The sequence below is a fragment of the Paenibacillus massiliensis subsp. panacisoli DSM 21345 genome (assembly GCF_000426545.1).
Lineage (GTDB): Bacteria > Bacillota > Bacilli > Paenibacillales > Paenibacillaceae > Paenibacillus > Paenibacillus panacisoli.
Genome location: NZ_AUFO01000011.1, coordinates 135493 through 155191, shown reverse-complemented (window position 1 = coordinate 155191; position 19699 = coordinate 135493). Strand labels below are relative to the sequence as shown.

General features: G+C 49.2%; 18 protein-coding genes. 6 read left to right on the top strand and 12 right to left on the bottom strand.

What is annotated here, in order from left to right; genetic code table 11:
• The coding region (locus tag K331_RS33225; RefSeq protein ID WP_211237333.1) for a non-ribosomal peptide synthetase at positions 1-1877 on the bottom strand (1877 nt) is incomplete at its 3' end.
• Positions 1878-2297: 420 nt separating this feature from the next.
• On the opposite strand from K331_RS33225, the gene K331_RS0110400 reads away from it, so the two are divergent.
• On the top strand, positions 2298-3293 hold the full coding sequence (locus K331_RS0110400) for an aldo/keto reductase (protein WP_028590265.1): 996 nt from the start codon (positions 2298-2300) through the stop codon (positions 3291-3293).
• Between the two features lie 151 nt (positions 3294-3444).
• Here K331_RS0110400 and K331_RS0110395 read toward each other — a convergent pair whose 3' ends face one another.
• From K331_RS0110395 to K331_RS0110375, 5 genes are all read right to left on the bottom strand, one after another.
• Complete coding sequence (locus K331_RS0110395; protein ID WP_028590264.1) at positions 3445-4419, bottom strand: polysaccharide pyruvyl transferase family protein; 975 nt, start codon at positions 4417-4419, stop codon at positions 3445-3447.
• Positions 4394-5773 carry a lipopolysaccharide biosynthesis protein gene (locus K331_RS0110390; RefSeq protein WP_028590263.1) on the bottom strand — a complete coding sequence of 460 codons (1380 nt, stop codon included), beginning with the start codon at positions 5771-5773 and terminating at the stop codon, positions 4394-4396. Before K331_RS0110390 ends, K331_RS0110395 begins: the two co-directional genes overlap by 26 nt.
• A 44-nt stretch (positions 5774-5817) precedes the next feature.
• Positions 5818-6723 carry a glycosyltransferase family 2 protein gene (locus K331_RS0110385; protein ID WP_028590262.1) on the bottom strand — a complete coding sequence of 302 codons (906 nt, stop codon included), beginning with the start codon at positions 6721-6723 and terminating at the stop codon, positions 5818-5820.
• Positions 6724-6754: 31 nt separating this feature from the next.
• Positions 6755-7708, bottom strand: a complete 954-nt coding sequence (locus tag K331_RS0110380; RefSeq protein ID WP_028590261.1) for a glycosyltransferase family A protein — start codon at positions 7706-7708, stop codon at positions 6755-6757.
• A 304-nt stretch (positions 7709-8012) separates the two neighbouring features.
• Positions 8013-8780 (bottom strand): DUF1836 domain-containing protein, encoded by a 768-nt coding sequence (locus tag K331_RS0110375; protein WP_018887243.1) that lies wholly within the window; start codon positions 8778-8780, stop codon positions 8013-8015.
• A 275-nt stretch (positions 8781-9055) separates the two neighbouring features.
• Between K331_RS0110375 and K331_RS0110370 the strand changes: the two genes are divergently transcribed.
• Entirely contained in the window at positions 9056-10378 is a 1323-nt protein-coding gene (locus tag K331_RS0110370; protein ID WP_028590260.1) for a hemolysin family protein, read from the top strand.
• 154 nt (positions 10379-10532) lie between these two features.
• Positions 10533-11336: an undecaprenyl-diphosphate phosphatase gene (gene bacA, locus K331_RS0110365; RefSeq protein WP_028590259.1), complete on the top strand. Its 804-nt coding sequence runs from the start codon at positions 10533-10535 to the stop codon at positions 11334-11336.
• A 250-nt stretch (positions 11337-11586) separates the two neighbouring features.
• On the opposite strand, the gene K331_RS0110360 is transcribed toward bacA, so the two are convergent.
• From K331_RS0110360 to K331_RS0110350, 3 genes are all read right to left on the bottom strand, one after another.
• The gene (locus K331_RS0110360) at positions 11587-11913 is read right to left on the bottom strand and encodes a thioredoxin family protein (protein WP_018887240.1); all 327 of its coding nucleotides are present in this window, start codon (positions 11911-11913) and stop codon (positions 11587-11589) included.
• A 301-nt stretch (positions 11914-12214) separates the two neighbouring features.
• A complete protein-coding gene (locus K331_RS0110355) occupies positions 12215-13123 on the bottom strand; it encodes an aldo/keto reductase (RefSeq protein WP_028590258.1) in 909 nt (302 codons plus the stop codon).
• A 633-nt stretch (positions 13124-13756) separates the two neighbouring features.
• Complete coding sequence (locus tag K331_RS0110350; protein WP_028590257.1) at positions 13757-14503, bottom strand: alpha/beta hydrolase; 747 nt, start codon at positions 14501-14503, stop codon at positions 13757-13759.
• A 618-nt stretch (positions 14504-15121) separates the two neighbouring features.
• On the opposite strand from K331_RS0110350, the gene K331_RS0110345 reads away from it, so the two are divergent.
• Positions 15122-16099: a ring-cleaving dioxygenase gene (locus K331_RS0110345; RefSeq protein ID WP_028590256.1), complete on the top strand. Its 978-nt coding sequence runs from the start codon at positions 15122-15124 to the stop codon at positions 16097-16099.
• Between the two features lie 130 nt (positions 16100-16229).
• Here the strand turns inward: K331_RS0110345 and K331_RS0110340 are convergent, their stop codons facing one another.
• Entirely contained in the window at positions 16230-17654 is a 1425-nt protein-coding gene (locus tag K331_RS0110340; RefSeq protein WP_028590255.1) for a serine hydrolase, read from the bottom strand.
• Positions 17655-17976: 322 nt separating this feature from the next.
• Entirely contained in the window at positions 17977-18786 is an 810-nt protein-coding gene (gene thiD / locus K331_RS0110335; RefSeq protein ID WP_018887234.1) for a bifunctional hydroxymethylpyrimidine kinase/phosphomethylpyrimidine kinase, read from the bottom strand.
• 223 nt (positions 18787-19009) lie between these two features.
• Here thiD and K331_RS32450 point away from each other — a divergent pair, with 223 nt between their 5' ends.
• Both K331_RS32450 and K331_RS32445 read left to right on the top strand, forming a co-directional pair.
• A complete protein-coding gene (locus K331_RS32450) occupies positions 19010-19123 on the top strand; it encodes a hypothetical protein (protein WP_018887233.1) in 114 nt (37 codons plus the stop codon).
• Positions 19124-19212: 89 nt separating this feature from the next.
• The gene (locus tag K331_RS32445) at positions 19213-19320 is read left to right on the top strand and encodes a hypothetical protein (RefSeq protein ID WP_018887232.1); all 108 of its coding nucleotides are present in this window, start codon (positions 19213-19215) and stop codon (positions 19318-19320) included.
• A gap of 144 nt (positions 19321-19464) precedes the next feature.
• On the opposite strand, the gene K331_RS0110320 is transcribed toward K331_RS32445, so the two are convergent.
• The gene (locus K331_RS0110320; protein WP_028590254.1) at positions 19465-19659 is read right to left on the bottom strand and encodes a YezD family protein; all 195 of its coding nucleotides are present in this window, start codon (positions 19657-19659) and stop codon (positions 19465-19467) included.
• Between the last annotated feature and the right edge of the window lie 40 nt (positions 19660-19699).

Sequence of the window (19699 nt, the reverse complement as noted above, 5' to 3'; positions counted from 1 at the left end):
CCCGTCGAGCCTGAGGTGTAGATGATGTAGGCCAGATCATTCGGGCTGTTCACCTGCTCCAGATTGATGCTATCCTCCGGTGCGGCTACCTGAACATACTCTGCGCCTACTTCGATGATCCTGTCCGCCGCATAAGTCCCTGCCTTGTCGAGCAGATGCTGTTGGGTCAGCAGCAACGAGGCTCCGCTGTCCTCCAGCATGTACTGAATCCGCTCCTCGGGATAGTTCGGGTCGATCGGCAGATAGGCTCCGCCAGCCTTGAGCGTCGCCAGGACGCCGATAACCATCTCCGGTGAGCGCTCCATCATGATCGCCACGATATCATCTGGCTGCACGCCTCGTCCTCTCAGCGTACGAGCCAGACGGTTCGCCCGCGCATTCAGCTCCCGATAGGTCAGCAGCTGTCCATCCCACACGAGGGCCGGATGGTCTGACCTACTCGCAGCCTGTTCCTCGAATCGCTCCTGAATGGTCTGCTCTCGCGGATAGTCTGCGGCGGTCTGATTGAAGTCATGAAGCTGAACGCTACGCTCATCCCCAGGCACAATGTTAATGTGCGAGATCAGCGTATCGCTGTGTTCCATTCCCTGAGCAAACAAATGCCTGAAATGGCGAATAACATCCTCCATGGGAATAAATCCAGCAAAAGTCTGAATGCGATAGTCAAAATTAACAGCTACATCCCCCTCTCCTTCATGCCCCCAGATCAGGAGTGTGAGCGCATTTCTTTCATGATGATGCGTCATCGTTACGTTGCCGCAAATCGTATCTTGGAAGGCGTTGCTAATATCCTGTTCCTCGAAGGACAGCGAAATATCGAACAAATTCCCTTTATTCTGGGAATGCTCGTACACAGCTCTCTGTATTTCCCCAAGAGGCATCTTCTGATGGCGGTAGCACTGCATCAGTTCTCTCTTAATGAATCTCAGCAATTCCTTGAAGGTCATGTCCTGCCCCGGACTGATTCGCAGCGGTAGAACGTTGGCGAAGTGTCCAAGCGTCTGCTTGTACTGTACCTTACTGCGGTTAAAGACCGGTACGCCGATCACAAGCTCGCTGCGGTTACACACCCGGCTGAAATACAGGAACAGCAGTCCCAAGAAATAATGGAAGGAAGAGCAGCCCTCTGCCTTACAGAATTCCAGCATCTGATTATACTGTGTCTTATGAATAGCCAGCGTCTGTCTATCGCTCCATATAGAATCTTCACTGTCCCTGCCACGGACTGCCTCCTTGCCAAAGAGTGGCTCTGGAAGGGTGGCCAGCTTGTTTTTCCAAAACTCTCTATCCTTCAAAAACGTCGCAGACTGCAGGTACTCCTGATTGTCGAGGATGAAATCAGTATAGGAGTAAGTCGCTGTATTCGAATCTACTATGCCTTGTGCTAGGCTATTGTAGTTATCCATCATTCGATTAATCAGCAGGGCAAATCCCCAGCCGTCAATTATGAGATGGTAGCCTTTGAGTAATATAAAATATGTATTAGTATCTGCTTGTAACAAATGAAACTGAAAATAGTAATCGTCAGACTGAAATGGCTTCAAAAATTCCGTTCTCATCCACGCTTGGCAATACTTCTTCGGGTCTTCCTGCTTAGTAAAATTATGAAATGGCAGCTTATAGTCCACCTCGGGCAATAGAGTCAGGCGAGGCTCCCCCTTGTGATCCGTCAGGCGAATTCTGAGAGAATCATTGTCATGGATCAGCCTCATGATAGCCCTCTCCAGCCGTGCTGCATCAAGTGGACCCTTTACCTCTATATACCCCCCGATGTTGTATATAGGCTTGTCTGGATGCATACATTGCTCAAGCCATATGTCCTTCTGATAAGCACTTAACGGATATTCCTCACTGATGATCATGCTCATGTTCATCATTATTGCAATCTCTCCTTTTCTAGGCATATTTATGGCAACTACAATTGTCTTGTTTCAATACCGCACTGATCCGTTAAAGCGATAACCCGAGCCTTTTCATCCCCCTTTTCCTTCCTATATTTCGCTCAACCTACTGGCAGAAGGCAGAAGCTGTATGGTGTATGGCTAACTTTTACATACACTATTTTAAATATCGGAAATAATTTAAAAAAATATAGTATTTTAGTGTAAAACATAAAAAATTACATTAAAGTTATTGTATGATCATTAAAGAATGTATTGTAAGACATATGATCTATAGGGAAAAATAAAAAATCTTTAATTAACATCAAATACAGTATAGAATTCAAAAAAAGAGTTTGTTTATACATAAAAATCCAACAAGCATGAGGAGCGAGTGATGAATTGATGGGGACAAATATGACAAAGACACCTTCCATGCAACTACGCAGGCTGGGGAACTCCGATCTGAGATTATCGGCACTTGGGCTTGGGTGCTGGCAGTTCAGTAATGGACAGGGGCTTGTCGGCAAATTTTGGCCAGCCATGTCCAAAGAGGTGATGAGAGACATCATTCAGACGAGTCTGGAGGGCGGAATCAATTGGTTCGATACGGCTGAAGCCTATGGTGGCGGTCAGTCCGAGCAACTGCTGGCTGCCATGCTGAAGGAGCTTGGAGGTACACTCGCAGATGAGGCCAGGATTGCCACCAAATGGTGGCCTGCGTTTCGCACGGCTGGCAGCATTCCAGCAACGATTGATGAGCGTATTCGACAGCTGGATGGCCGGACGATTCACCTTTACCAGGTGCACTCTCCCTACTCCTTCTCTTCTGTCAAAGCTGTTATGAAGGAAATGGCTAGTCTCGCTGTACAGCGAAAGGTTCAATATGTAGGAGTAAGCAACTTCTCTGCACAGCAAATGCGGGAAGCGGATCGCGTGCTGCGAGAATACGGGCTTCGATTGGCAGCCAATCAAGTAAAATACAGCCTGCTCGACCGTACCATTGAGAGGAATGGGGTACTGGAAACCGCCCAGGAGCTGGGGGTGGCCATCATCGCTTACTCCCCGCTGATGCAAGGAATATTGACCGGGAAATTTCATGAGAATCCATCACTGATTCGATCCATAAAAGGCCCGCGCAAATGGACTCCAGCCTTTCGTCCTTCTGGGCTGGAGCAATCCAGACCCTTGATTGAGGAGCTTGAACACATAGCAAGCCATTATAACGTAGCACCCACTCAAGTTGCCCTGAATTGGCTGGTTAATGCGCATGGAGAGCAGGTGTTTGCAATTCCCGGCGCTTCCAAGAAGCATCATGCGGAGGCAAATGTAAAGGCATTGGAGTTCGTACTGACAGCAGAGGAAATCGACAGGCTCGATCGCTGCTCCAAACAGGTACTTGGCATGAAGTAACAGAAAGAGCCCTTGTACGGGCTCTCCGCACAAGGGCTCTTTGTATGTGTATCCGAGGCGCTGGCCTGCTTATTACAGTATCTTGGGTGGCTACTGATCTCTTGACCAAGACCGAAAAACGATTGAGATTTAATTCATCTCCGCTTGCTGCTCAGGAGAGCTGCTCCACCGGAGCTGACTCCTCACTGTACAGCTTGGCCTTTGCATTTCCCGTCGACCAGGTCTGGAAATACAGTGAATTTTTGCCGTAGGAATTATCAATTACAATATGCGGGATGTCCAAGAGGCATGCAAGAATATGTCCATGCAAACGGGAGGTACGCACTTCACGGTAGGAGCTGAACAGATCCACGGCCTTACTCATTAGATGGTCTGTATACTTATACCAGAATACCCGTGTGGGAAGCGGGCCGCCGATCTTTTTGTCAAGACGGTAAAATTTCTGGAAATATTCTATGCCACGAATCTCGAACGGTGTGAACAAGGTATCCCAATCCCGACGATGATCCGCATCTGCTTCACGATCGAACTGCTGCTGATCCTTCACCGTCTCAATATCATTGCGCAGGAAATAGAGCACCTCCTGCTGTGGGGCAGAAGTCGTCTTGAGCGGCCATAATTGATGCGCCATATCCGGACACATCTGGATATCGCAGTTGTTGAATTTCTCAGAGGCGTAGGCGTAAGAACGTGTATCCCTTACAAAGATGTGCATATCAGGATGGCTGTTGAACAACGTCGCTGCTTCATTGGCCTTGGCCTCACTCTGAAAGTGGATCGTCTGCGGCATGACTACAATCCGATGCGTTGGAAAGTCACGCACGACCTTCTCTCTGAGATTCTGGTGATTCAGATACAAGTCCCCGAAGTTCCCACCCCCGTGACAGACGATAATCCAGTCCTTCGGGACATTCAGCTTATCGGGAAAATCCATGGCACTATATCGGGCACGGACACGGATACCATTTGCCTTGAAGAACGCCTCCGTTCCCTTCATGATCAGCACGTCTCCGCCGTTGTTATACACCGGGTAGTCTACATAAGCGATGTTTGAGCCTGGCGGGACCACCTTCAGGATCATCTTCAGCTTGTTCTTGAGCTCATCCATTGGATGCAAGTTTGCCATCGTTCAGTTCTCCCTTCTTGCGCTTCTTGTGTATCATTTCCATGAGGAAAGTAAAATCGTGTCTGTCGAATATGATTCGCCGGAGCGGAACCCCAAAAAATACAGGGAATGAAAAAACGGAAAAGACAAGTCTGACACAGGCCCCGGACAACAGAGCAAGCGCAATGCCCTCCAGCCCTAGCAGAGGGGTAAATACGAAGAACAGAACTACGGTAATCGCATAGGCGACGATTTGCCGAATTAGCACAAGCCCTGGGCGACCAAGCGCGTTGAAGGCTGAAGCCAGAATCCATGAGCCGCCTCCGACTATGCATTCCAGCGACAATAGATAGTAGGTCGTGGATGCCTCCAGAAATGACGATCCGTAGAGCAGACCCAGCATATATCGACCAACAAAGAGACTGGGGACAATCACGATCAGCATAAGCGCCATGGAGATCCGGAATGCACGCCCCACCGTCTCGATAATCTTCTGCTGTGCCATCCCCGTTACCTTGGGGAAGGTAACGTTGGTAACCGCGTTCTGCACGACATTGAAGACACGAGAGAGCGCATAGACGACGGAGTATAACCCGAAGTCACGTGGGGATAGCAGCGCTACGATGACAATCTTATCCGTCTGGGTAGACAAGGTGCCCATCAGCTCCATACCGTACACTCTGGCTCCGTAATTGTAATAAGGGCGCATGACCTTGCGGTCCATGAAGTGCTTGAAGGAGCGAAGCTTGAGTGACCCACCTAATTGATACAGCGCCCACAGCAGGGCTGCTATGCTGGCCACGAGGTTGATGGCTGCTGCAATCTGCACCGTCAGTAGCCCCATCAGCCAGACAACAACCAGACCAACGAAGTTCACAAATGGATACAGGAATAGTAGTCCATTATAGACCTTGAATTTCTCAAGGCTTTGAGACAGAGCCGTTGTAAGAGCTGTTAGTACGGCTGCCGGAATCGCAGCTATGGCATATAGCTGTGCCAGTTGAATGATCTCTGGTCCATATCCATTCAGCCACATCGGCATGAAGAGCCAAGCAATGCCCGCTGAGAGCAGACTGGCTGGTAATTGGATCAAGAGCGACAGGCCGATCAGGTCCTCCGTATTGCCCGTCTTGTTCTTCACGTTGTAGATCAGCGAGGTCGGCAGTCCGAAGCTGAGCACACTCCCGATGAGCACCGGCCAGAAGATCACCGCGGCCAGCTCTCCTTTTCCCTCTACACCCAGCATGCGTGCAGTCAGGATCGAGGTCAGAGTCGTGACGATGAGCACAAAAAAATTGTTAAAGCTCGTTCGCATGATGGTCTTGGCGAGCCCTTCACCTGAGAAGAACTGCTTCGCTGATGTCCATGCGCTCATTCACTCCACCTCCTTACTGACGCCACTTTACTATTCGAATGCATTCAACCAAGCGCCTCCCTGGAGAACATGGACTTGAGTGCCTTGGCATATCCACGGATGGCCGAATTATTCTTCTTGGGTCTTTCTCGTAATATAAAATACAGTGTAGTCCAGCACAGTGCCGCATAAGGTACCACTCCTGCACGCTCATCCCGCAGCAGATGCACATGATTCATGACTCTCATATACGCTACATGCTCCATGTTATCCCTTGAGGATGGGGACTCATGGTGCTGAAGCTTCAGCACCGGATTGATCAACAATGGCCCGTGTTTCCGTGCGATCCGTGACAGCAACAGGTCCTCACCAACGCTATAACTCTGCAGCCAACTGACAGGCTTGATCGAACGAATGGCCTCCCGTCGGAACGACATGTTACAGCCGTGAAAGAACTCAGACTTGAAGGTACGACGTGCTCTGTGCCAGTTGTACATGGAGCCAGATTGGCCACTTAGTGACAGCCTCCCCATGAAAGGAGACTGCTGGAAGGATAGCAAGCAACGAAGTGTACCCATTAGACTGTTCCTCATCCCAAGCGCGATACCGCCTACACCTGCAGCATCGGGGTTCTCACGGTAAGTCCTCATCAGATTGTCAATGTAATCCACAGGCAGCTCAACATCATCATCTAGGAACAGAATGATATCGCCGGCTGCGATCTCAACCGTCTTGACCCGGGACAGCCACAGTCCGGGCTGATCCTTCCTGTAGTAACGAAAGGAAAAGCCTGCTCGCTCCAATCCCTCATTCATCTCAGCTCTTAGCTTGGGGCATAGATCTCCGTCATCCACCACCAGCACCTCGGCCTGAAGAGAGGGCTCCGTCATTCGGCTAGCTGCTATGGAAGCGGCACAGCGGGCCAGATCCTCCTCCCGGTTACGCGTGCATATAGCAATCGTCAAATCCATCCGTGCTCCTCCTCTCATCTGCCATGATTCGTCATGCCTTCTCCGGCGATAACCGGGCATTTATATATTCCTTATACGATTCTTTGCGAGGATTCAGGACGAACAGCATTCCTGCTGCGTAGCCCTTCACGGCATTAAAATTGCGCTTCAGGGATTCCTTGCCCATGAGATACGTCAGCGTCCAGAGCAATGCCAAATAATGCCTCATGCCTGCCTGCTTCAGGTTCAGGAAGTAATAATGATTCACTGCCGTTGCCTTAGCGACGCGTCCCGCATTATCCCGGGAACGAGGCGATTCATGATGCAGGATCTGAAGGCTGGGATCGATGATTAGCGTGCCGTACTGGCTCGCCAGATGGCACATATATAGATCATCTGCCACAGCATAGCTTGTCATCCACGGATATGGCAGCATATCCTTCAGTGCCTTGCGACGGAATGACATGTTGCAGCCATGGAAAAATTCAGTCCGAAATGGCTGCTCCGCCTCATGCCACCGCAGAAGCGAGCCAGCCAGACCACTTGCTGACAATCTGCCAAGGGAGGCTGACATCTGGAATGTCAAAATACCGAGCAGCTTCCCGGCCCGGCTCGTACTCAACCCCTTGGCGATGCCTCCCACACCTACAATCCGTTCATCCTGGTGATAGGTATCCAACAGCCGCCGGATATACAGCGGATCATCTAGCTCCGCGTCATCATCAAAATACAGCACAATATCGTATTGAACCATGGATAGGGCCTCATAGCGAGACAGCCACACTCCTGGCTTCGATTTCTTATAATAGACTACACGACTGCCAGGCAGCCGGGAGAGCAGGCTTCTAAATTCACCGAGCACCTCTTCCGGAATATTTCCGTCGTCCACAATAAGCAGTTCAACCGCATCTCCCTCCAGGTTCTGCTGAATGGAAATGGATCGAATCAGGCGCGTCAGATCTTCAATCCGATTACGGGTGCATATGATGATGGACAATTCAGACATGCTCCATTCCCTCCTGCCTCATTCTTCCAATTGCTGGTTCTTAATAACTCAATTGTAGCTGTGTGTACAAAAGACTGTACATACCACTTTCGTATACTTTTTACATGGGTCAATATGAGCAAACACCTTATGGAATAAGACATCTCAGGGTATCGAAAAGCAAGACCAGGCGGGTATGCGTAGGGAATTCCGGGGGATAATCTCTATCTATAAATCAGGTACTTCGGCATAAAAAAGAAGCGTAAGCTGCCGAGGCTTAACGCTTCTATACACGCTGTGGTTCCATTCGCAGAAGGGAATCATTTCAATAATCCAAAAACAGGGTTGCGTTCACATAGCGACGGGCCATGGACAAAAAATAAGAGTTCTGCACGGACACGACGGCCACCAGTAAAGTATTGCACAGCGCCTCACGCTGAGCTGGTTGGAGATGTCCCAGATTCTCCGTGTATTTGGCAGCTACTCGGAGCAGCATATCCTCGGTCAATACTCCGCCCAAGCCGCCCGCAGCGGCTCCCGATGGAATGTCGAACATTCCGTCCTCGTTCGCATCCAACTCCTCGAACATAGACGCATAGGCTGCATACAGCTCCACAGGCTGCATCAGATCATCCGCATCATCGTCAGGCTGGCCGAACAGCAGCTGGAACAGTCTACGGATGGATTCAAAATCAAGACTGGACTTGAGGTCCTCAATAATCAACAGCAATGCTGCCTGATTCACCGAGTATTTCTTGCCAATTTTGGGTGCACCCAAAAATTCGCGAAAGTCACGCTTGACCCAGTTCTGCATCGAGGCAAGCGAGACGTGGCTATATTCCACCAGCTGTGCGAGGGAAGCGATCTCCTGGAGAGAGAAGGCTCCGTGTTTTTTTCCTTTGATAATCTTGTCCAGTACCGGATGGATCTCGGTGCTTACAAACGTAGGCAGCGCCCTGCCAGAGCCAAGCTTGTCCGCATGACTTTTTCTCCAGGCTGCCTGAAGTACAGTCAGGGGCGGTTGCTCTCTACGGTGATCCAGAGCAAGCAGTAAATGCGCCATATCTCGACGTGTCAGGGTAAAAGATTCCATAGTCCTTCCTCCTTTCAGAGCTCAGCTATCAACGAAGCAAGCTGTCATTTGAAGTTCATGCGAACCCATCATACGCCCCCGGAAGTGTCCTTGTAAAGGGGATATACAAAAGAGCGCTACGGAACGAGGGAGCCCCATTCTTCCTCCTTTTCCGGCTAATTCGGCCCTTAGAAGGTTAATAGCTTTCTTTTTGACAGTTGTCATATTGATTTTAAGTTCTTACAATAAGTTCATATGAACTTAAATATATATGAAAAGGAATGAGTAAAAATCATATGGACATAGGTGTCAGTCTATTCTTATTTGCGCTATTGATTATATTGAGCGGATTTTTTGTAGCTACGGAGTTCGCAATCATCAAGGTCCGTTCCAGCCGGGTAGACCAATTGGTGGTTGAGGGACGCAAAAATGCGTTAGCACTTCAGCGGGTCGTTAGCAATCTGGATGGCTATCTGTCCGCCTGTCAGCTCGGTATTACGATCACAGCGCTGGGACTTGGCTGGCTCGGTGAACCGACCGTGGTCAAACTGCTGGAGCCCTTGTTCCTCAGTCTGCACATTAACGACGAATTAGGTCACGTTCTTGCTTTTGTCATTTCTTTCATTCTCGTTACTTACCTGCACGTCGTTATTGGTGAATTGGCACCGAAGACGCTGGCCATTCGCAAGGCAGAGAGCGTCAGCCTGCTGACCTCGCAGCCAATCATCTGGTTCAACCGGATTATGTACCCTTTCATCTGGCTCTTAAATGGTTCGGCTAACCGTCTTGTGCGTCTCTTCGGACTACAGCCAGCTTCCGAGCATGAAGAAGCTCACTCCCAGGAGGAGATTCAGATCATTCTGTCCGAGAGTGTGGAGAGCGGCAAGATCAACAATACAGAATACGGATATGTGAATCGTATCTTTGCTTTTGACGAGACTGTTGCCAAAGAAATCATGGTTCCTCGTACGGACATGGTCGTACTGTATACGACCCGTTCGCTTCAGGAGAACATGCAGACGATACAGGAAGAACAATATACCCGTTTTCCAGTCGCTACGGATAGTAAAGACCAGATCATCGGGATGATTAATACGAAGCAGTTGTTCCTGGAGCATAACAAGAATCCCGAGGTGGACTTCAACTCTCTGATTCAGCCCATTTTGACAGTGCCTGAGGTCATTCCGGTCAATGACCTGCTCAAGCGCATGCAGAAGCAGCAGGTGCACATCGCCTTGCTGGTAGATGAATATGGCGGTACCTCGGGACTGATTACTATTGAGGACATCATCGAGGAGATCGTCGGCGAGATTCGGGATGAATTTGATACAGATGAACGTAGGGAAGTTGAGCCATTGTCGGAGAACAGCTACCTCGTGGATGGCAAGGTGATCCTGTCCGATCTGAGCGACCTGACGGGGCTGGATCTGGAGGATGAAGAAGTGGATACCGTAGGCGGCTGGGTATACAGCCGTGTGCCTGAGCCAAGAATAGGTAAAGAGTTCACTGAAGATCATGTCCGGGTCATCATTCGTGAGATGGGCAAAAACCGGGTACGTCGCGTCGAGATTATCATTGAGAAGGCTGAGGAAGCAGCAGAAGAGCAGCCTAAAGACTAAACTTTTCTTGGTGTCATGCGGTTCTTGACGCCTGGTCCGGTGCACCTCCAGATTGTGGACTTTACTTCCACTCATACAACTGTATACAATAATGGACAGGGCAATGGGTCTTACCCGTTGCCCTCTATATATGTGTAGGAGGAGACTGGAGTACATGGACTTTATATCTGCAATCATACTGGGAATCATTGAAGGCCTGACGGAATTTCTGCCTGTCTCGTCGACCGGTCACATGATTTTGACTTCACATCTGTTGAATCTGAATACGGATAGTGAGGCGGTCAAGACCTTCGAGGTCATCGTTCAGTTGGGTGCTGTACTCGCTGTCGTGGTGCTGTACTGGGAGAAGTTCCTCAGTCTGTTTGATTTCAGACAGAAGACCCGCAACTCCCTACAGCCGAGGCTCAATCTGCTTCATATCATCATAGCGATGATTCCGGCTTGTCTACTGGGCGTACTGCTCCGCGACGTGATCAAGACTTATCTATTCGGACCTGAGACCGTTGTATACAGTCTTGTGGCTGGCGGTATACTGATGATCATTGCGGAGAAACTCCATCCAAAGGCTACAGCTGAGACCGTCGATGACATTACATACAAGCAAGCCTTTGTTATCGGCATGTTCCAGATTTTGGCGCTCTGGCCTGGCTTCTCTCGCTCCGGCTCCACCATTTCTGGTGGTCTGCTTGCCCGAGTAAGCCATACTGCTGCGGCTGAGTTTACATTTCTGGTATCCGTCCCGATCATGATCGGAGCAACGGGGGTCGATTTGCTTGGAAGTATGGGACACTTATCTATGTCTGATTTCCCGATCTTCGCAGCAGGCTTTATTGCCGCTTTCATCGTGGCCATGCTTGCGATCAAGACGTTCCTGGGCTTGCTCAAGCGTCTGAGTCTGACGGTGTTTGCCGTATATCGTTTTGTACTTGCGGCCGTGTTCTTCTTCATCATTCTGTAAGTAGAGTAGAGAATATTGGCTTGCCTAAGTTCATAGCTTGCTCGAAAAAAAAGACTCCAGCATCGAGCTACAAGATGGTAGAGGTCAGTTCTGACTACGTATCATCGTGACAGCTCGCCCACAATATGTGGTGCGGAGTCTTTTTTGTATAACAATTGAAAATTGACTGCATATGCTTGCTATCCAGACATTATTCTCTAACGAAGCTCGTCGCTTAAAAAAATCCTCTTATGTCTGGATTGCACTGCTTTTACTGCTTGGATTCCATGGTCTCAAGGTACTCTGAGACCTGAGTCGGTGTCTTCGCATATTTGCTATGCAGATGGGCCAGCTTCTCCCCACCCTTGAATACGAGCAGGCTTGGAATCCCGCGCACCTGATTGGCCTCAGCAACGGGCAAAAGCTGCTCGGCATCCAGCGCATAGAATTCTTTATCCGGGTGCTGCTCGATAATTCCGCCCATGAATTTGTCCAAGGTCTTGCAATCAGGGCACCAGGTTGCATCAAATTTGATGACGGTCAATACGTCCCGTCCAATAAGCTCTTCATATTGCTGTTGTGTCGTAATTCGTTCCATATCTATCGTCCCTTCGATCTTCGTGTAGTTTGGTTCCGAATATTTTGATGACAACCTTCAGGAATCTTAGCAAACGATTAGTACCTTGACCAGATCAAAAGTGAGTAGAGAGCCGCTGCAAACGGGGAGCCCTGTCGACCGCTGTTAAGCTTGTTGTTCTTCGATCTAGATGAATAGCAGTTGAACAGCAAGCTTAAAGGCGAGCACTTCGTTTCTCTAGGGCTTCCCCGCTTTCCGCTAACCACCGTACTCTACAGATCATTCAACCCCGATACCATATTCGGTCAAGGTACTCGTCAGCTTAACGATGCTGAGTATACGTGTTGGCTCTGGTTATATCACGCAGACGACTGAGCTCTTGTGGAGACAGAGGTGGTACGGCAGAGGCTCCCACATTGTGTTCGATCTGCGTCGGCAGGCTCGCTCCGCATACAACTGCTGCCACAGCCGGGTGCGCCAGACTGTACCGAATGGCGGTCTGCTCCATGCTGCGCTCCATTCCTTTTACTGTATTCAATTCGTCACGAATGTCAATCAGTTCGCTCTCGTTATAACCCAGATAGCCTTTTGCTGCTTTTGTACGCCCATCTTCAGCCAGTACACCACCTGCCACAGGCCCACGAGCAATCAGACTGATCTGATGCTGCTCTAGCAGCGGCAGAATCTCCTCCTCCGCTCTGCGATCCAGCAGGCTATATTGGTTCATGACGCTAACAATATTCGACCGCTTGATGTATTCACGAATGACATTTGGCCGAATAGAGGAGATACCGTAATAACGGATCACGCCCTCCTTCACCAGCTGTTCAAAAGCCTCGATCGTCTCATCAATCGGGTCCTCCATAGTGCCGCCATGCAGCTGATACAGGTCAATATAATCTGTCCCCAGACGACGCAGGCTTTCTTTTACCGCGGATAAAATATGAGCCTTCGATGGGTCCCAGCTCCATCCTTCCTGCCCCGGAATCCGACGATTGCCCACCTTGGTAGCCAAAATGACATCTTGACGACGCCCTTTGATCGCTTGTCCAACAATCTCTTCGTTACGTCCATTATCATAGAGATCAGCCGTATCCAGCAGATTAACACCTCTGTCCAGAGCTTCATGTATGATGAATACGCCCTGCTTCTCATCGGTTCCAATGGACATGCAACCGAGTCCGATTTCGCCAATCTGCAGCTCGGACCGCCCCAATTGGTTCTTATTCATATCGGTAACGCCTCCCTCTCCTTAGCTGAACCTGTAACTACATTAGCTATAATCAATATAATGGTACCGCAAGATCAAGGGCTCCTTCAAGTCGAATTCGAGATTTGTACAGCCCAGTACCTTGACCAAATTTAATGTGCGTGTAAAGCCGCTGCAAGCGGGGATCCCTGTCGCCCACTGTTAAGCTTGCTGTTCTTTTGAACGAAATGGAAAAGCGGATGAACAGCAAGCTTAAAGGCGGCCACTGTCGTTTCTCTAGGGCTTCCCCGCTTTCCGCTAACCACGATCTCTTCAGACCATTCAAACCTAAAATCGATTTAGGTCAAGGTACTAATACATTGATCTGAGTAAATGTGGTGTAGAGCCGCTCAGATATACAACAAAGAAGCCTCCTGTCTCTAATAGAGCACAGAAGGCTTCTTCATTATGATGAATTTATGGCTGATGTCTTGGCTATCCTGTTGTAGAACACTAAGGGCACATTGCCAAGCTATTAAATCCATGTATTCCCCACTCCGGGGCTTCCAAGCTTAAGATCAGTTAGACAGTATTAACAGTGCGGTATTAGAAAGGCGACATTAGCTAGGTAGTATTAGCTGGGTGTATTAGTTAGGTGACATTACTCAGTAGACGTTAGCCTACTTGCCCATTCATCCCCTCAAGCAGCCACGCCACCGCTGAAGGAAACTGCTTCACGAAGGCTTCATGGCCATGCACTGCATCCGGGATGACCTCCAAATGGGTACGATCTGAGGAGGCCCCACGCTGCAGCAATGTATCATGTGCCGCTATAGTGAGAGGTAGCATGTCCTTCTGGATTGTATGCTTACCCTCTCCTTCCTTACTTCCTACGGACATGTAGTAGCGCCCATCATAGCCTGTCCATGTCTCTGACTGCATGAAATCAACGAAGCCAGGATACCAATAGGAGCCAGACAAGGTCGCTGCATGACCAAATATTTCAGGATGCCGGTAGACGGCATACATAGAGACAAGTCCACCTAATGAAGCCCCCATTATTCCCGTATGCCTTGGACCCGCCATCACAGGATAACGAGCCTCAATATAGGGACGTACATACCCCGTTATAAAGGATAAATACCGATTTGCTTTCCCTCCGAATGCCGGTCTGCCTTCAGCCAGTGCTGGACTGTGCCATGGTGAATATTCATCTAGACGGTTAAGGGGCTGTATCCCTACCAGAATCAGGTGAGGTAGCTGCCCCTCTCTATATTGCTGCCCGAGAGATTCCAGACCATCCGGGAGCAAGGTATCACCGTCTTGAACATACAATACCGGAGCAGACTTCTGACCATTCAGACAAGTCGGCGGTGCATATACAGCAACTGAGTAATCTCCGATCCGGTGATGTATGAGCATATATTTCCCCTCTTCTAGAAAGCTTCGTTCATTTTTTTGATCCATGATGATGATAAAGAGCATCTTCCCCACAGTCGGCTTCAATAAGAATCGACTGCGCGTTAATTGCTACAGGATCAGTCCGCATACACTCATGCTCGCTCTGGCAATAATAATACTGATCAAGCATGGCGCACGCTAATCACCAGCACCTAAGCCTGTTTGTCCGTCAAGCTAATTGAATCTAGCCGCGTTACACCAGGTACACTAACGAATACAGCAGCAAACGACAGCAACAATAATAGAACTATAATAGAACAACTAAATAACGCAGCATATACACGCGTAATACAGGATACTTTCCTAGCCATCAGAGTTACAGCAAACTTCCTATTGTTCCTTCAACTCCGTCTACAACGATAATGATAATCATTATCGTCAAATAACCCTTTGAACTATTATAGCAATCTGAATTGTGCTGTCAATGAAACTTGTAACTAAAAGCATGAGAATTTAGGGTGTTTTATTTGTTGTGTTCAATATATTGACAAAAGCCGAATTGTAGTTTATCTTTAAATTAAGATATTCGAAATTGATTATTTCCACATTCACATACTACTCTGCTTGGAGGAATCTATTATGAAATTATTAGGTCTGCATCACGTGTCCGCCCTGACAGCATCGGCTCCGAAGAACTATCAGTTCTACACTGAGATCATGGGGATGCGCTTGATCAAGAAGACAGTTAACCAAGACGATGTGCGCGTATATCATTTGTTCTATGGAGATGAGGAGGGTAATGCTGGTACAGAGGTGACCTTCTTCGAAATTCCGAACGCGGGGCAGACTCGTCGCGGTAACAACAGTATCTCTTCTCTCTCGCTACGTATACCGAATGACGAGGCTCTTCAATACTGGAAAGACCGCTTCGATCAATACAACGTCTCTCATGAAGAAATCACCGAGCAAGCCGGCCATCGTATCCTGAGATTCGAGGATTTTGAAGGGCAACGCTTCTTCTTGATCTCCGATGAGCATAATCAAGGTGTGCCAGCCGGCAAGCCTTGGAAGCTTAGCCCCGTTCCTACGGAGTATGCGATCATTGGCCTGGGTCCCGTGCAACTGACTGTGCCTAATGAAGAGCAGACTGCCTGGATGCTGACAGATATTATGGGAATGCGCCGAAAAGGCACCTATCCTTCTACGATCGCTGGTCAGCCCGACATTGTCATCTTTGACATGGCAGAGGGTGGCAACGGTGCCGAGATCCACTTGGAGGTGAGAACCGATCTGCCTGCAGAACGACTTGGTCGGGGAGGTGTCCATCACGTGGCCTTCCGCGTCGCTGACGAGGAAGAGCTACGGACGTGGGTCGAGCACATTCGCAACTCTAAGATCGGCAGCTCTGGCTTCGTAGATCGCTTCTACTTCCGTTCCCTGTATTTCCGTGAGCCGAACGGAATCCTGTTCGAGCTGGCTACGGATGGTCCTGGCTTTGCAACGGATGAAGATCTGGAGCATCTGGGAGAAGCCCTGTCACTGCCTCCATTCCTGGAAGGGAAACGAGCTGACATTGAGGCTAATCTCAAGCCGCTTGATACGAAGCCTCACGCATGAGGAATAACAAAGCTTCCAGCAACTCCCCCTAGGGATCCTTTGCTGGAAGCTTTATTTTCGTCTTCAGCATACTACAGAATTACTTAGAACTCGTGAATTCCACATCTGCTCCTTTATGCTGCTACTGCTGTCAGCGAGCCAGCTTCATCATCTCATTCATCATAGGCACCGTATCCAGACCATCACGGTTCCCGAGCAGAATAACGGTCAATCCCGTGCCCGTGTCCCTCATCATTCCCGTCTTGTAGCCGGTACCACTTCCATTATGATAGATTGTCATGCCTGGCCCGTGCTCGTTATTGCGGATTAACAGGCCATAGCCATAATTCTTGACGGAATAAGAAGTTAGCATTTTCGCCAGTGAGTCCATACTCAGCAGTTGCTCGAACCCCTGTGCACTATTCCACAGCAGCAGATCATCCACGGTAGAGTACAGCGTCCCGGTCCCTGATACTGAGACATAGTATGGAGCCTCTACCATCTGCTTCTTCACATAGGTATGCCCCTTGATTGTAGGGGTTGAGCGTGAAGCTTCCCCGGTGTGGTCCATCCCGAGCGGATTTAGTACATGGTTCTTCATATAGCTACCATAGCTCTGCCCGCTGGCTTTCTCAATGATATAGGCCATGACGACATACCCACAATTGCTGTAATTGAATATCGTCCCAGGCTCCCATTGCATCTTCATCCCTTTGATCTGATTCACCGTGCTCTCCAGGGTCATCCCCTCTGTGCGGGGAAAATTCGCTGGCAGGCCGGCCGTATGGCTGAGCAGCATATGTACCGTCATCTTGTCTCCCTGCGGAAATCCAGGAATGAACTGGGACACGGTATCGTCCAGCGACAGCTTCCCTTCCTCCACCAGCTTCAAGGCAGCTACAGCAGTGAAAGATTTGGACAATGAAGCAATTCGACTTGGCATGTCAGGACGGTTGAATGTGCCTCCACCCGCGGGACCGTACCCTTTGCGGAGCAGTACTTGTCCATCCTTAGCCACCAATGCCATGCCTGAGTAGCCTTGCTTCAGCAAATAAGCATCGACACCAGATACACGGCTATCGCGAATAGTCTCTGTATCTGTATCTATGGCAATCTGTGTACCCACTGAACTCTTCGTAGGGATTACCGTTGCCCGGAGCGGCTCAGTAATTCCACGCAGCGGTAGGGTAAGCGTCCCTCGTACATAAATTAGGGGTGAGGTCTGCTTCCAGGCATAACCGTTCACGTTTACAATATTCGAGCCTAATTTATACGTAATGGTGTCCCCATTTTTGGTCACTATAGCGCTGTTCGATGCCTCATTCCAGCGTACTTGAGCGCCCAGTGAAGCTGCTGCATCCCGAAGCGGTACATAAGTCGTCCCATAAGCGATATAGGGTGCAGTGGACCATTGCGTCTTGGCTCCGTCCACCATGATGCTGATCGTATTGGAGCTGGCCTGCACAGCATGACGTCCGTCACCGAACAATGCCAGACACATTAGGAAAAGTATCAACCATTTACAGGAATTCATGAATTTTTGACTAGTCGATGAGAGGTATCTGTTGAACAACATTGCATTTCCTCCGATAATCATAAATCTTGTGTAGTACTCTACATACACTATGTGTAGACGAGAATTCGATGGCAATAGTTGCGATAAATGCCGAAATTTGCTGAAAATTGACTATCAGGTTAGGATTTCCGTCTGGCCGTGCATGCATACGACAACACAGCAAATAGAGCCCATTGTTCACGGGCTCTAAGCTCTGTCTGGGCTCTACATCAAGACATATTCTTCATCATTCTGAACGTCAGACTATATGATCCTGATCTGATCATTCAGAGTATTGAGATCGATATCAGAATACAGCTTCAAATATACTTCGTGTTATGCGCTAAGCCCGGTGCAGCCGATGAGCAGCATGCAGGGTTGGTCCTACGAATTCATTCAATCGGAAGCCGCCAGCAATGGCCTGCGTGATAAAATTCTTCGCTTGCTCCACTGCCTTCGGTACGGTCAGTCCTTGGGCCAGACCCGCGGTTACTGCGGCGGAAGAGGTGCAGCCTGCTCCATGTGTGAAGTGCGTCTCTACCGCAGCTGTCTCGAACCAATGGAACTCCTTACCGTCATACAGCAGGTCCATAGCCTGTCCGGCCTTCACTTTGCCACGATCCTTAATCAGGACGTGCTTGGCTCCGCGCTCATGTATGATGGCAGCGGCTTGCTGCATCTGCTCCACGGTGCGAATTGGGCCTGTCTTGGCCAATTGGGAGGCCTCGAACAGATTCGGAGTTACCAGATCCGCCCCTGGTATGAGGAGCTCCAGCATCGCTTCTGTATTCTCTGGTTGCAGCACCTCATCCGTGCCTTTGCACACCATAACTGGATCGATGACGACACGCTGTGGATTATGCTTGTTCAGGTAGCGCGCTACCAGCTCGATGATCTCCACAGACCCCAGCATGCCTGTCTTCATGGCATCAAAGCCGATCCCATCCAGAACCGTCTTTAGCTGCGATTCGACGACATCCAGTGCGACCGGATAGACTTGATGATTCCAGGTTCCTGGCTCCATCGCCACGATCGTCGTTAATACGGTCATACCATATACGCCAAGCTCCTGAAATGTCTTCAGGTCAGCCTGTATGCCTGCGCCTCCGCTAGTGTCGGAGCCGGCAATTGTTAGTGTTTTGGGAATACTCATAGTCCATGCTCTCCTTCAATAATGTACTGCGTACTATCTTAATTCATTTATCCTAATCCCCGCACGCCATCTTGTCAAACAAGCCCGGAAAGTCCAGGCTCTAAAATAGACTCCTGCTGAATTCCATCTCGGCAGAGAGCTGAATATAATGCTTTTGAAATTAAGCTCATGCTCATAATGCCGAGGCAGAAGCTTAATTATACAAGGCAAAGGAGGATTTTCCATGGGAGCTGAGTTGGAACGCGGTAACTATCCAGGTGTACCTTTCACATCCACAGGGGCCATTCTGGTTCTCTTCATTCTGTTGGTTATCATCTCTAAGGCGTTCTTGATCTAACGCAGAGCTAGGCGTAATGGGTCATGGAATGCACGTTAATAATCAGAATCTCACATAGTCAACTCAATCCGGTATAAGGGGGTGTACACATGAGCGAAGAAAGAGGCGCTTACTGCGGAGGAGCATGGACTTCTACAGGTGTCATTCTGGTTCTCTTCATCCTGCTGGTTATCATCAGCCGTACATTCTGGGTATAATTCCTGAGTGACCGGTTGAACACTTCCCCATTCACACAGACTACCGCTCTTACTGGTGTTATCGTAACACCAACAAGAGCGGTATCTTTGTGAATATAGATTGACACGCAGATGTAATTATGAATATTAGTCCGTTTCACCAGATCAATGATGACCTGAATTCGTCTTCCGAACGGCCTGCAAGGACGGGCTATTCCCGAAACGCTTGCGCTCTGTCCGCTCCATCTGAACAATCTGACCCTCGTGTACAGTAATATGCAACGAACCGAACTCCATGTCATTCAGCAGCTCCGCAATACGATTCAACCACACGCCATCTACCTTCAGCGATTTTGCCACACGGATTCCTCCTTGGGCCGGGAGCATGCCCGACAAGATC

Excerpts from the sequence above, each read along its gene's own strand:
- K331_RS0110400 (WP_028590265.1), top strand. The coding sequence starts at position 2,298 with ATGACAAAGACACCTTCCATGCAACTACGCAGGCTGGGGAACTCCGAT.
- K331_RS0110395 (WP_028590264.1), bottom strand. The coding sequence starts at position 4,419 with ATGGCAAACTTGCATCCAATGGATGAGCTCAAGAACAAGCTGAAGATG.
- K331_RS0110390 (WP_028590263.1), bottom strand. The coding sequence starts at position 5,773 with ATGAGCGCATGGACATCAGCGAAGCAGTTCTTCTCAGGTGAAGGGCTC.
- K331_RS0110385 (WP_028590262.1), bottom strand. The coding sequence starts at position 6,723 with ATGGATTTGACGATTGCTATATGCACGCGTAACCGGGAGGAGGATCTG.
- K331_RS0110380 (WP_028590261.1), bottom strand. The coding sequence starts at position 7,708 with ATGTCTGAATTGTCCATCATCATATGCACCCGTAATCGGATTGAAGAT.
- K331_RS0110375 (WP_018887243.1), bottom strand. The coding sequence starts at position 8,780 with ATGGAATCTTTTACCCTGACACGTCGAGATATGGCGCATTTACTGCTT.
- K331_RS0110370 (WP_028590260.1), top strand. The coding sequence starts at position 9,056 with ATGGACATAGGTGTCAGTCTATTCTTATTTGCGCTATTGATTATATTG.
- bacA (WP_028590259.1), top strand. The coding sequence starts at position 10,533 with ATGGACTTTATATCTGCAATCATACTGGGAATCATTGAAGGCCTGACG.
- K331_RS0110360 (WP_018887240.1), bottom strand. The coding sequence starts at position 11,913 with ATGGAACGAATTACGACACAACAGCAATATGAAGAGCTTATTGGACGG.
- K331_RS0110355 (WP_028590258.1), bottom strand. The coding sequence starts at position 13,123 with ATGAATAAGAACCAATTGGGGCGGTCCGAGCTGCAGATTGGCGAAATC.
- K331_RS0110350 (WP_028590257.1), bottom strand. The coding sequence starts at position 14,503 with ATGCTCATACATCACCGGATCGGAGATTACTCAGTTGCTGTATATGCA.
- K331_RS0110345 (WP_028590256.1), top strand. The coding sequence starts at position 15,122 with ATGAAATTATTAGGTCTGCATCACGTGTCCGCCCTGACAGCATCGGCT.
- K331_RS0110340 (WP_028590255.1), bottom strand. The coding sequence starts at position 17,654 with ATGTTGTTCAACAGATACCTCTCATCGACTAGTCAAAAATTCATGAAT.
- thiD (WP_018887234.1), bottom strand. The coding sequence starts at position 18,786 with ATGAGTATTCCCAAAACACTAACAATTGCCGGCTCCGACACTAGCGGA.
- K331_RS32450 (WP_018887233.1), top strand. The coding sequence starts at position 19,010 with ATGGGAGCTGAGTTGGAACGCGGTAACTATCCAGGTGTACCTTTCACA.
- K331_RS32445 (WP_018887232.1), top strand. The coding sequence starts at position 19,213 with ATGAGCGAAGAAAGAGGCGCTTACTGCGGAGGAGCATGGACTTCTACA.